Annotated in this window: 14 protein-coding genes; 3 read left to right on the top strand and 11 right to left on the bottom strand. The window is 65.6% G+C overall.

Going from position 1 to position 11,667, the window contains the following annotated elements:
* The first annotated feature begins 91 nt into the window (after positions 1-91).
* Positions 92-979, top strand: coding sequence for a cation diffusion facilitator family transporter (locus tag OEL49_RS07780; RefSeq protein ID WP_287874368.1), 888 nt, complete (start codon positions 92-94; stop codon positions 977-979).
* A gap of 24 nt (positions 980-1,003) precedes the next feature.
* Here OEL49_RS07780 and OEL49_RS07785 read toward each other — a convergent pair whose 3' ends face one another.
* The 11 genes from OEL49_RS07785 to OEL49_RS07835 all read right to left on the bottom strand — a co-directional run bounded on the left by OEL49_RS07785 (position 1,004) and on the right by OEL49_RS07835 (position 8,481).
* A complete protein-coding gene (locus OEL49_RS07785) occupies positions 1,004-1,273 on the bottom strand; it encodes a nitrogen fixation protein NifZ (RefSeq protein ID WP_014236504.1) in 270 nt (89 codons plus the stop codon).
* A 134-nt stretch (positions 1,274-1,407) separates the two neighbouring features.
* The gene (gene murA, locus OEL49_RS07790; RefSeq protein ID WP_014236503.1) at positions 1,408-2,661 is read right to left on the bottom strand and encodes a UDP-N-acetylglucosamine 1-carboxyvinyltransferase; all 1,254 of its coding nucleotides are present in this window, start codon (positions 2,659-2,661) and stop codon (positions 1,408-1,410) included.
* Positions 2,654-2,899, bottom strand: coding sequence for a BolA family protein (locus OEL49_RS07795; protein WP_014236502.1), 246 nt, complete (start codon positions 2,897-2,899; stop codon positions 2,654-2,656). The genes murA and OEL49_RS07795 overlap by 8 nt, the downstream gene beginning before the upstream one ends.
* A gap of 3 nt (positions 2,900-2,902) precedes the next feature.
* Entirely contained in the window at positions 2,903-3,658 is a 756-nt protein-coding gene (locus OEL49_RS07800; RefSeq protein ID WP_014236501.1) for an ABC transporter permease, read from the bottom strand.
* Positions 3,655-4,578, bottom strand: a complete 924-nt coding sequence (locus tag OEL49_RS07805) for an ABC transporter ATP-binding protein (protein WP_205231111.1) — start codon at positions 4,576-4,578, stop codon at positions 3,655-3,657. Before OEL49_RS07805 ends, OEL49_RS07800 begins: the two co-directional genes overlap by 4 nt.
* 19 nt (positions 4,579-4,597) lie before the next feature.
* The gene (locus tag OEL49_RS07810; protein ID WP_014236499.1) at positions 4,598-4,885 is read right to left on the bottom strand and encodes an STAS domain-containing protein; all 288 of its coding nucleotides are present in this window, start codon (positions 4,883-4,885) and stop codon (positions 4,598-4,600) included.
* Complete coding sequence (locus OEL49_RS07815; protein ID WP_014236498.1) at positions 4,885-5,514, bottom strand: MlaC/ttg2D family ABC transporter substrate-binding protein; 630 nt, start codon at positions 5,512-5,514, stop codon at positions 4,885-4,887. Before OEL49_RS07815 ends, OEL49_RS07810 begins: the two co-directional genes overlap by 1 nt.
* A 97-nt stretch (positions 5,515-5,611) precedes the next feature.
* Positions 5,612-6,301, bottom strand: a complete 690-nt coding sequence (locus OEL49_RS07820) for an MlaA family lipoprotein (protein WP_083833936.1) — start codon at positions 6,299-6,301, stop codon at positions 5,612-5,614.
* A 113-nt stretch (positions 6,302-6,414) separates the two neighbouring features.
* On the bottom strand, positions 6,415-6,885 hold the full coding sequence (gene mlaD / locus OEL49_RS07825) for an outer membrane lipid asymmetry maintenance protein MlaD (RefSeq protein WP_014236496.1): 471 nt from the start codon (positions 6,883-6,885) through the stop codon (positions 6,415-6,417).
* Positions 6,885-7,667: a lipid asymmetry maintenance ABC transporter permease subunit MlaE gene (gene mlaE, locus OEL49_RS07830; RefSeq protein WP_014236495.1), complete on the bottom strand. Its 783-nt coding sequence runs from the start codon at positions 7,665-7,667 to the stop codon at positions 6,885-6,887. Before mlaE ends, mlaD begins: the two co-directional genes overlap by 1 nt.
* Positions 7,660-8,481: an ABC transporter ATP-binding protein gene (locus tag OEL49_RS07835; protein WP_014236494.1), complete on the bottom strand. Its 822-nt coding sequence runs from the start codon at positions 8,479-8,481 to the stop codon at positions 7,660-7,662. The genes mlaE and OEL49_RS07835 overlap by 8 nt, the downstream gene beginning before the upstream one ends.
* Before the next feature lie 157 nt (positions 8,482-8,638).
* Between OEL49_RS07835 and OEL49_RS07840 the strand changes: the two genes are divergently transcribed.
* On the top strand, positions 8,639-10,102 hold the full coding sequence (locus OEL49_RS07840) for a sigma-54-dependent transcriptional regulator (RefSeq protein ID WP_287874369.1): 1,464 nt from the start codon (positions 8,639-8,641) through the stop codon (positions 10,100-10,102).
* Positions 10,092-11,537, top strand: a complete 1,446-nt coding sequence (locus OEL49_RS07845; RefSeq protein ID WP_287874370.1) for an AAA family ATPase — start codon at positions 10,092-10,094, stop codon at positions 11,535-11,537. The genes OEL49_RS07840 and OEL49_RS07845 overlap by 11 nt, the downstream gene beginning before the upstream one ends.
* Positions 11,538-11,667: the final 130 nt, after the last annotated feature.

Genomic DNA, 11,667 nt, shown 5'->3' on the forward strand with positions numbered 1-11,667 from the left:
ACCGTATCGCCGCCCCGCCTTGGACCATGCTTCTTGGGCCGCGGCCGGGCTTATGGTAAAAGCATGACCTTCCCCCGCCTCCGGACAGCCCATGAGCGCCATCATCTACGCCCTTTCCGCCAACGCCGGCATCGCCGCCTCCAAGGCCGTGGCAGCCGCCTACACCGGCTCCTCCGCCATGCTGGCCGAAGCCGTGCACTCCGCCGCCGACTGCGCCAACCAGCTGCTGTTGCTGCTGGGCATCAGGCAGGCCAAGCGGCAGCCGACGCCGGACCACCCTTTGGGCTTCGGCAAAGCCACCTACTTCTGGTCCTTCATGGTGGCCATCATGCTCTTCTCCCTGGGCGGCGCCTTTTCCATCTACGAGGGCGTGCACAAGCTGTCCCACCCGGAGCCCCTGGCAAATCCCTGGGTCGCCATCATCGTCCTGGGCGTCGGCGTGCTGCTGGAAGCCTGGTCCCTGCGCGGCTGCATCCACGAAATCCGCGAGAAGGCGGGCGACATGCCGCTTTGGCGCTACTTCCGTGACAGCCGGGAGTCGGAGCTGATCGTGGTCATGGGCGAGGACATCGCCGCCCTGGCCGGCCTGACCCTGGCCCTGGGCGCCATCCTGCTTTCCCTCGCCACCGGCAATCCGGCTTTCGACGCCTGGGGCAGCATCGCCGTCGGCGCCCTGCTGGTGGTGGTGGCCATCGGCGTCGGCCTGGAGGTGAAGGCCCTGCTCATCGGCCAGAGCGCCGAGCCCGCCGCCCATGCGGCCATGGAGCAGTGGCTGCGGCAACGCCCGGAGGTGGAAACCCTCTACAACCTGATCTCCTTCCAGATGGGCAGCTACCTCTTCGTCGCGGTGAAGGCCCGCATGGCCGAACAGCAGAGTGCCAGCGGCCTCATCGACCAGATCAATGCGGTGCAGGACGCCCTCAAGGCATCCTTCCCGGACGTGCGCTGGGTCTTCTTCGAACCGGACGACAAGGGCTAGGGCCGCGCCCCGCCCTCCGCCGGCTCAGGCCAGGGCCGCAGCTTCGGCCTCGTCCTGGGTCAGTTCCTCGGGCAGGCAGCCGACGGGCGGACCGAGCACCCCGTCCGTGCCTTCGAAGCGCACCAGGATGATTTCCTGGCGCATGTCGGCCGCGGCGGCGCCGATCTGCACCACCACGCCGCGGCTTCCCGGCCGGGCGAAGACCGCATCTTCCGGCTGCTCGGGCACGCCGCCGTCGTTCTGGATGGTTTCCCGGGCGAAAATCACGTCGCCGATGTTGAGGTAGTTGGGCATGGGCTTTCTCCATTGAGGACAGCCCCATCCAGCAATCTTGATGCCTGAACGAAATCCCTTGTTTTTCATGCAGTTAAAAAAAGCCCCGTTGTCGCATGCACGACAACGGGGCTTTTTTGTCGGGGAACGGCGGTTCAGCGCACCCGGCGCACGCTGGCTCCCAGCTTGGAAAGCTTCTCCTCGATGCGCTCGTAGCCCCGGTCCAGGTGATAGATGCGCTCGATCAGGGTCTCGCCCTTGGCCACCAGGGCGGCGATGACCAGGGAGGCGGAGGCCCGCAGGTCGGTGGCCATCACCGTGGCCCCTTCCAGCTGGGGCACGCCCTTGACCACCGCGGTGTTGCCGTTGATGTCGATGGCGGCGCCCAGGCGGGCCAATTCCACCGCATGCATGAAGCGGTTCTCGAAAATGGTCTCGCGGATGGTGGCGGCGCCGTCGGCCACGGTGTTGAGGGCCATGAACTGGGCCTGCATGTCCGTGGGGAAGGCGGGATAGGGGGCGGTGCGGATGCTGACGGCCTTGAGGCGGGCCGGGGCCTTGAGGCTGATGGCGTCGCGCTCGGTCTGGATGTCGCAGCCGGCATCCATGAGCTTGTCGATGACCGCATCCAGATAGGCGGAGGAGGTGCGGGTCAGGCGCACCTCGCCGCCGGTGGCGGCGGCGGCACAGAGGTAGGTGCCGGTCTCGATGCGGTCCGGCATGATGCGGTGGGTGGCACCGTGGAGCTTGTCCACGCCCTGGATGCGGATGACGTCGCTGCCGGCGCCGGAAATGCGGGCGCCCATGGAGATGAGGCAGTTGGCCAGATCCACCACTTCCGGTTCCCGGGCGGCGTTCTCGATGACGGTTTCGCCCTCGGCCAGCACGGCGGCCATCATCAGGTTCTCGGTGCCGGTGACGGTGACCATGTCGGTGCAGATGCGGGCGCCCTTGAGGCGGCTGGCCTTGGCATGGATGTAGCCGTGCTCCACCTTGACCTCGGCCCCCATGGCCTGCAGGCCCTTGATGTGCTGGTCCACCGGCCGGGCACCGATGGCACAGCCGCCGGGCAGGGACACCTTGGCCTCGCCGCAGCGGGCCACCAGGGGGCCCAGCACCAGCACGGAGGCGCGCATGGTCTTGACCAGGTCGTAGGGAGCCACCGGGTTGTTGAGGCCCTTGGCGTCCAGGACCACGCCGTCGGCGCCGTCCAGGGTCACTTCCAGGCCCATCTGGCCGAGCAGGCCGAGCATGGTGGAGACGTCGTTGAGGTGGGGCAGGCTGGACAGGCGCAGGGGCTCGGCCGACAGCAGGGAGGCGCAGAGGATGGGCAGGGCCGCGTTCTTGGCGCCGGAAATGGCCACTTCGCCGCGCAGGGGCGTGCCGCCCTGGATGAGGAGCTTATCCACGCTGGGCCTCCCATTCTTCCGGGGTGAAGGTCTTGAAGGAGAGGGCGTGGATTTCGCCGCTGTCCAGCCGGTCCTTGATGGTCTGGTAAACCCGTTGCTGGCGCTGCACCCGGCTCTTGCCGGCGAACTCGGCGCTGACGATCACCGCTTCAAAGTGATGGCCGTCCCCGTCGATCCGGATGTGGTCGCAGGGCAATCCCTCCTGGATGTAGGTTTGGATGTCTTCGGGTCTTACCATGGGTCAGGCTCTCAATTTGTAGCCCCGCTTGAGCAGGGCCAGGGTCAGCGCGGTGAGCGCGGCAAAGCAGACGGACACCACCAGCAGGCTTTGTTGCGGAGCGGCGTCGGAAACGCCGAAGAAGCCGTAGCGGAAACCGTCGATCATATAGAACACGGGATTGAAATGGGACACCTGCTGCCAGAAGGGCGGCAGGCTGTGAATGGAGTAGAAGACGCCGGAGAGCATGGTCAGCGGCATGATCAGGAAGTTCTGGAAGGCCGCCAGCTGGTCGAACTTGTCGGCCCAGATGCCGGCGATCATGCCCAGGGCCCCCAGCATGGCGCCGCCGAGCACGGCAAAGGCCAGGGCCCACAGGGGATGGGCCAGTTGCAGGGGGGCGAAGGCCAGCGTCATCAGCAGCACCCCCAGCCCCACCACCACGCCCCGGGCCAGGGCCGCCAGGACGTAGGCGAGGAAAAACTCGCCGTAGGCGATGGGCGGCAGCAGCACGAACACCACGCTGCCGGTGACCTTGGATTGGATCAGGGACGAGGAGGAATTGGCGAAGGCGTTCTGCAGCACCGACATCATCACCAGCCCGGGCACCAGGAAAGCGGTGTAGGTGACGCCGTGGATACGGGTGTTTTCATCCAGCACGTGGGCGAAGATGAGCAGGTACAACAGGGCCGTCAGCACCGGTGCCGCCACGGTCTGGAAACCGACCTTCCAGAAACGCAGCACTTCCTTGTAGAACAGGGTACGAAAGCCCAGCATCATGGCTGCACCGCCTCCCGGCTGACTTCGCCGCGCATCAGGCGAACGAAGACTTCTTCGAGGTCCGGCTCGTCCAGCTTCAGGTCGGCGACGCCGCAACCCGCCTGGCGCAGGTTGGCCAGCACCTGTTCCAGTTCGGCAAAGCCCGCCAGACGCAGGCGGCAGACGGCCCCCTCCCGGGACAGCAGGCGCGGCATCAGGGCTGCGGGCAGGTCACCCTGGCCCAGGCGCAGGGTCAGGGTGTGGCCGGAAAACTGGCGCAACAGGCTGGCCGTCTCATCCAGGGCCACCAGCTGCCCCTGCTTGAGCATGCCGATGCGGCCACACAGGGTTTCCGCCTCTTCCAGGTAATGGGTGGTGAGGATGATGGTGTGGCCCTCGCCGTTGAGGCGGCGGATGAATTCCCACAGCCCCTGGCGCAGTTCCACATCGACGCCGGCCGTGGGCTCGTCAAGGACGATCACCGGCGGCCTGTGCACCAGGGCCTGGGCCACCAGCACGCGCCGCTTCATGCCGCCGGAGAGACGGCGCATGTTGGTATCGGCCTTGGAGGTGAGGTCAAGGTTTTCCAGAATCTCGTCGATCCAGGCATCGTTGTTGCGGATGCCGAAATAGCCGGACTGGATGCGCAGGGTTTCGCGCACGGAAAAGAAGGGGTCGAAGACCAGCTCCTGGGGCACCACGCCCAACAGGCGCCGGGCCTCCCGATAGTCGGCCACCACGTCGCGGCCGAGCACCCGGACGCTGCCGGCATCAGGCCGGGCCAGGCCGGCAAGGCAGGAAATCAGCGTGGTCTTGCCGGCGCCGTTGGGCCCCAGAAGGCCGAAGAACTCGCCCTCGGCGATTTCCAGGGAGACTCCGGCCAGGGCCTGCAGGGAGCCGAAGCGCTTGGCGACACGATCGAAGTGGACAGCAGTGCCCATGGGATTCCGGGCGACAGGCTCAGGCCAGGGGCAGGAGGTCGGAAATACCGTACAGCTCCGCCAGGCTCAACAGGCCGGCGGGAGGCGCAACGATATCCAGCTGACGGCCCTGGGTCTGGGCACGGCGCAGCCAGGCGAAGAGCAGGGTCAGAGCCGAGGAATCGGCCTCGGTCACGGCGGACAGATCGACCCGGGTTAGCCCGGGCGTGGCGGCCAGGGCATCCTGGCCCTGGGCCAGGAGTTCCCGTGCATTGGCAATCACCATGGGGGCGGTCACCCTCAGGGTGGAACCTTCAATGGAGATCATCACTTCTTACCGGCGGCAGCGGCTTCCAGGCCCTTGTTCTTGGCAGCCAGGGTGCTGATCAGGCCATCGACGCCATTGGCGCGGATTTCCTGGGTGAAGGATTCTCGGTAGTTGGTCACCAGGGAAACGCCGGCCACCACCACGTCATAGACCTTCCAGCCGTCGGCCTGCTTGTCCAGGGCGTAGTCCAGGCCGATATGCTTGCCGTTGGTCTGGTGCACCAGGGTGCGCACGGTCACATCGGTTTCGCCGGCCTGCATCTTGAAGGGCTTGTACTCGACGGTCTGATCCTTGTAGGCGGTCAGGGCGTTGGAATAGGTACGCACCAGCAGGATGCGGAATTCGTTGGTCAGCCGGGTCTTCTGCTCGGCGCTGGTCTTGGACCACTCGCGGCCCAGGGCCAGGGCAGTCATGCGGGTGAAGTTGAAGTGAGGCAGCACCTTGGTTTCCACCAGGTCGATGGCCTTCTTGGTGTTGCCGTTCTGCAGGTCCTTGTCGGCGCGGACCACGGCCAGCACCTCATCGGTCACTTTCTTGACCAGCACATCGGGGGCCATGTCGTCGGCGAAGACGGGAGCAGACAGGAGACCGAAGCTGAGAATGGTGAAAAGGACACGAATGGCTTTCATGGCGCAATCTCTCTAATTGGGAAGCGGATTTTAACTTAGGGGGGAGCACAAAGACATACCCCGCCTGGCGGCGGGGTATGGTCAGGAGGGGGAAGACTCAGTCCTCAAGCTTTTCCCGGGGCGGATTGCCGTCGTAAACCAGGCTCTTGCGGCGCTGCAGGTAGGCATCGCGCATATAGGTGTACTTGTCCAGGGCGGCATCGTCGATGACCTTCTCCGCCGGCAGCAGGGAAGCGCGGGTATCCACCAGGCGCAGCACGGCCAGGCTGTTGCGGGTCGGCACGTGATCCACGTTCCACACCGGATCAACAGCCACATCCACCACGTAACCGGCGGTATCGCGCACGGTGCGGGAGCCGATGAACGGCCACACCACGTAGGCGCCTTCGCCCACACCCCAGCGGCCGAAGGTCTGACCGAAGTCCTCGTCGTGCTTTTCCAGACCGGCGGGCGTGGCCACATCGAACACGCCCAGGACGCCGATGGTGGTATTCAGCAGGAAGCGGCCGGCATCGGAGGCGGCGTCGGCGGGTTTGCCCTGCAGCAGGTTGTTCACGGCGATGAAGACGTCGGCGATGTTGCCGAAGAAGTTGCCGACCCCGGTCTGCACCGGCTGGGGCAGGACGTAGTCGTAGCCCTGGGCCACCGGCTTGATGATGGCCTTGTCCAGGCCGTCATTGAAGGAGAACATGGCCCGGTTGAAACCTTCCAGGGGATCCTTGGGGTTGTTGGCGGTGCTGGCACAGCCGGAGAGTCCGGCCAGCAAAGCCGTGGCTAGCGCGAACATACCGAAACGCTTGGCTACCTTTTTATCCACTTTTGTCCCTCGAAATATCGATAGTTAGTTATTTGTGCGTTGCGCCAAGCATGCCAGAGGAATGAAGCCATGGCAAAACCGGCTTACTTCTTGTCCTGTCCTTCGGAAGCCTTGTTGAACAGGAACTGGCTGATCAGTTTCTCCAGCACCACCGCCGACTGGGTCTTGGAGATGGAGTCGCCGGGGGAGAGCATTTTCTCATCCCCGCCCACATCCAGCCCGATGTACTGCTCACCAAGCAGGCCGGAAGTCAGGATCGAAGCGAAAGTATCCTTCGGAAACTTGAAACGGGTATCCACCGTCATGGTCACCACGGCTTCGTAGGTCTGGGGATCGAAATGGATTTCCGAAACCCGACCCACCACCACACCGGCACTTTTCACCGGACCGCGGACCTTCAGGCCCCCGATATTATCAAACTTGGCCTGCAGGACGTAGGTCTCGGCAAAGTTGGAACCGGACAGATTCCCCACTTTTAGTGCCAAAAACAACAGTGACAGGAAACCAATAGCGACAAAAACACCGACCCACAGGTCGAGCACCTTACGATTCATCAAGCCCCCCGGAACATAAACGAGGTGAGAACAACATCCAGCGCCAGGATAACCAGGGCCGACGTCACCACAGTGCGCGTGATCGCGCGAGAAACCCCCTCGGCGGTCGGCGCCGAGTCATAGCCTTCAAATACGGAAATCCACGACACGGCGGCACCGAACACCACGCTCTTGATGACGCCGTTGAGGATGTCTTCGCGGAAATCGACGGAAGCCTGCATCTGGGACCAGAAGGCGCCGTCATCGACGCCGATCAGCACCACGCCGACCAGCCAGCCGCCGAACACCCCCATGGCCGAGAACAGGGCCGCCAGGAAGGGCATGGAAATGACACCACCCCAGAAACGGGGCGCCACCACCCGGGCCAGGGGATTGACGGCCATCATGTCCATGGCCTTCAACTGCTCGGTGGCCTTCATCAGGCCGATTTCCGCAGTGATGGAGGAACCGGCCCGGGAGGCGAACAGCAGGGCCGCCACCACGGGGCCCAGCTCCCGCACCAGGGACAGGGCCACCAGGATGCCCAGGGCTTCGGAGGAACCGAAGCGCTGCAGGGTTTCATAGCCCTGCAGCCCCAGCACCATACCGACGAAGAGACCGGAAACGGTGATGATGAGCAGGGACAGCACGCCGCTGAAATAGACTTCCCGGACCGTCAGGTTGGGCCGGGTCAGGCACTGGCCGGAATAACGCAGGACGGCCCAGAAGAAGCGGCTGGCAAAACCCAGCTGCCAGATACGATCCACCAGGCTGGCGCCCAGCCGACGCAACAAATCAGCCACGCACACCTCCCAGCAGGGAATCGGCCACGGACACCGCCGGGTAATGGAAAGGCACCGGGCCGTCGGCCTCGGCATGAACAAACTGATGCACGAAGGGGTCCCGGGAGGCCCGGATCTCGTCCGGCGTGCCCTGGGCCACGACCCGTCCGGCAGACATGAAGTAGATGTAGTCGACGATCTGCAGGGACTCCTGGATATCGTGGGTGACCATGATGGAGGTCGCTCCCAGGGCATCGTTGAGCTTGCGGATCAGCTGGCCGATGACGCCCAGGGAAATGGGGTCGAGGCCGGTGAAGGGCTCGTCGTACATGATCAGCATGGGGTCCAGGGCCACCGCCCGGGCCAGGGCCACCCGGCGGGCCATGCCGCCGGAAAGCTCGTTCGGCATCAGCCCGGCGGCGCCGCGCAGGCCGACGGCCTGCAGTTTCAGCAGCACCATGTCGCGGATCAGCTCTTCCGGCAGGTCGGTATGTTCCCGCATCTGGAAGGCCACGTTGTCGAACACGGACATGTCGGTGAACAGGGCGCCGAACTGGAACAGCATGCCCATGCGGCGGCGCAGGGCATAGAGTTCCCGGGTATTCATGCGGTGTACCGCATGGCCGGCCACCTTGACCTCGCCCGCACTGGGACGCAGCTGGCCGCCGATCAGGCGCAACAGGGTGGTTTTGCCGCAGCCGCTGCCGCCCATGATGGCCACCACCTTGCCCTTGTGGAAGCTCATGTCGATGCCTTCCAGCACCTTGCGGGGGCCGGAATCGGTATCGTAGGCGAAGTTGAGGCCGCGTATTTCGACCAGACTCTCGGTCGGCACGGAAAATCCTTGCTGAAAAAACCAAAGGGGGCGATTTTAGCAGATAGGCCCTGGGGCTCCGTGAAAAATTCCAGCGAAACTCCCGGGGAAGTGGCGTATTTTGGCCACATAAAGCGCTGCAAGCCCCCTTGCTGCCACCAATTTCGAGCGAACGAAAATGCCCGATAAAAGCGCCTTCCCCGCGGCATCGTCACGCCCCCTGCTGCTGATCGTGGACGACGACCCCCTGATCAGCGACACGCTGGCCTATTCCCTGGCGTCCTCGTTCGAAGTCCTCACCAGCCCCTCCCGCAGCCACTGTGCCAGCCTGCTGCGCCAACTGCGCCAGCCACCCGACCTGGCCCTGGTGGATCTGGGACTGCCTCCCCTGCCCCACCAGCCGGACGAAGGCTTTGCCCTCATCGGCGAACTGCTGGCCCTGTCGCCGGCCATGCGCATCCTGGTGCTTTCCGGCCAGGACGGGGAAGCTCACGGCCGCCACGCCCGCACCCTGGGAGCGGTGGACTTCATCGCCAAACCGGCCGACCCCGCCCTCCTGCGCCAGGCCCTGCTGAACAGCCTCACTTTCCGCGAGGCGGCCCCGGCCGATTCGCCCCTCCTGGGCCACAGCGAACCCATGGAGAAGCTGCGGGCCCAGATCCACCACTACGCCGACTCCCCGTTTCCGGTGCTGATCGAAGGCGAATCGGGCAGCGGCAAGGAAATCGTCGCCCACCAGCTGCACCTGGCCACCGGCCGCCGCGACAAGCCCTACCTGGCCCTCAACTGTGCCGCCATCTCGCCCACCCTGCTGGAGCCCACCCTGTTCGGCCACACCAAGGGTGCCTTCACCGGGGCCGCCGGCGCCCGCAGCGGTTATTTCGAGGACGCGGCGGACGGCACCCTGTTTCTCGACGAAATCGGCGAATTGCCCCTGGAGCTGCAGCCCAAGCTGCTGCGGGTCCTGGAAAACGGCGAGTTCCAGCGGGTCGGCGAAACCCAGAGCCGCCGCAGTAATGCCCGCATCGTCGCCGCCACCAACCGGGACCTGAAAAGGGAGGTGCGCGAGGGACGCTTCCGGGCCGACCTCTACCACCGCCTCTCCGTATTCAGCATCCTGGTCCCGCCCCTGCGGGAAATGGGCCGGGACCGGCAGGAACTCCTGGAGCACTTCCGCCAGCGCTATGCCCAGCAGAGCCACCTCCCGCCTTTCCAGTTGGACGAGCCGGCCCGGGCCCTGTGGGATGGCTATGCCTTCCCCGGCAATGTGCGGGAGCTGCGCAACATCGTCATCCGCCTCACCGCCAAATACCCGGGCCAAACGGTGACAGCTGAACAGCTGGCCGGCGAACTGGACCTGCCCCAGCCCGATACTGGTCCCCGCCACGACCAGCCCGTGACACCCGACATCCGGGCCGCCCGGGAGCACCTGCAGCAGGCCCCGGCCGGTTTCGACCTGGACCAGCACCTGGCCCGCTGGGAAAAAGCCTATGTGGAGGCCGCCCTGCAGATCACCCAGGGCAACCTGAGCCAGGCAGCCCGCCTGCTCGGCATCAACCGCACCACCCTGCACGCCCGCCGGGACAGCCTGGAGCGCCTGCCCAGCCAGGGCCAAGGAAACGAGGACCGCCATGTACCTTGAACACTACGGCCTGCGGGAGGCTCCGTTCCGCATCACCCCGCACACCGACTTCTTCTTTGCCGGCGGCAACCGGGGCGCCACTCTGGAAGCCCTGATCTACGCCATCAGCAACGACGAGGGCATCGTCAAGGTGACGGGCGAGGTGGGCAGCGGCAAGACCATGCTGTGCCGCATGCTGCTGGAAAAGCTGCCGGCCACGGTGGAGACGGTCTACCTGGCCAACCCCTCCTATTCCCGGGACGAGATTCTCCATGCCCTGGCAGCCGAGCTGCAGCTGAAGCTGCCCGAAGGACGCCCCTCCCTGCTGCTCAAGGCCCTGCAGGAACGCCTGCTGCAAAGCTATGCCGCCGGACGCCGGGTGGTGGTGCTGATCGACGAGGCCCATGCCATGCCGGGGGAAACCCTGGAAGAAATCCGCCTCCTCTCCAACCTGGAATCCTCCCGCCACAAGCTCCTGCAGATCGTCCTCTTCGGCCAGCCGGAGCTGGACGAGCGCCTGGCCCAGCCGGACCTGCGCCAGCTGAAGGAACGCATCACCCATAACTTCGGCCTGGAGCCCCTGCGCCGCACCGACATCGGCCCCTACCTGATGTTCCGCCTGCGGGCAGCGGGCTACCACGGGCCCGACATCTTCAGCCCGCGGGCCCTGCAGGACATCGATGCGGCTTCGGAAGGCCTCACCCGGCGCATCAACATCCTGGCCGACAAGGCCATGCTGGCCGCCTTCGCCGCCAACACCCACCTGGTGGACCAGCCCCAGGTCCAGGCCGCGGTGAAGGACGCCCAGTTCGCTCCCCTGCCGGCCGCCAACAAGGCAAGTCCCCTGCGCCCCATGCTGCTGGCCCTGCCCCTGGGCCTCGCCCTCACCCTCGGCGCCTACTGGGCAGGACGGCAAAGCGTCGCCGCCGACGCGGCGCCGCCCGCGGCTGCCGCCGCACCCACCGCCCAGACACCCGCCACCACGCCATCAGCGGCCGCCCCGGAAGCTGTCACAGCCCCCGAGGCAACGCCGGCGCCCCAGGAGCCAGCGGCAACCCCGGGGGCCGAATCCGCACCGGCGGAAACGCCGGCGGCCACCTCCGCCGCCCCGCTCCCCGCCGACCTGCCGCCAAACACCGGCCGCCTCACCCGGCAAGCCCTGGCGGCGCACCAGGCCTGGCTGCCCCAGGCCGACGACCGCCACTATGTGCTGCAACTGCTGGCGGTGAGGGGTTCCGCCACCCGGGAAGTGGAAGCCTTCCTGGCCCAGGCCGCCCGCGACCTGCCCCCCGGGACGCTGCGCGCCTACTACCGGACGGCGGCGGAGGGACCGCGCTGGGGCGTGACCTACGGCGATTTTCCGGACCGCAACAGCGCCGTGACGGCCCTGGCCGCCCTTCCCGAAGCCATCCGCAACACCCGCCCTTACCCGCGGCAGGTGCAGCGGCTACGTTAAAAAAAGGGAAAACAGGCGAAAAAGTGTGAGGAAAGCCCAATTTCCACCAAAAAAAAACATGCTAGAGTGAATCGAAGCTTCAAAAATAATCAACGTTAAAACATAGCGTTACATAAGAACGGCCCCATAA

Source organism: Azospira sp., assembly GCF_030247495.1.
Taxonomy (GTDB): Bacteria; Pseudomonadota; Gammaproteobacteria; order Burkholderiales; family Rhodocyclaceae; genus Azospira; species Azospira oryzae.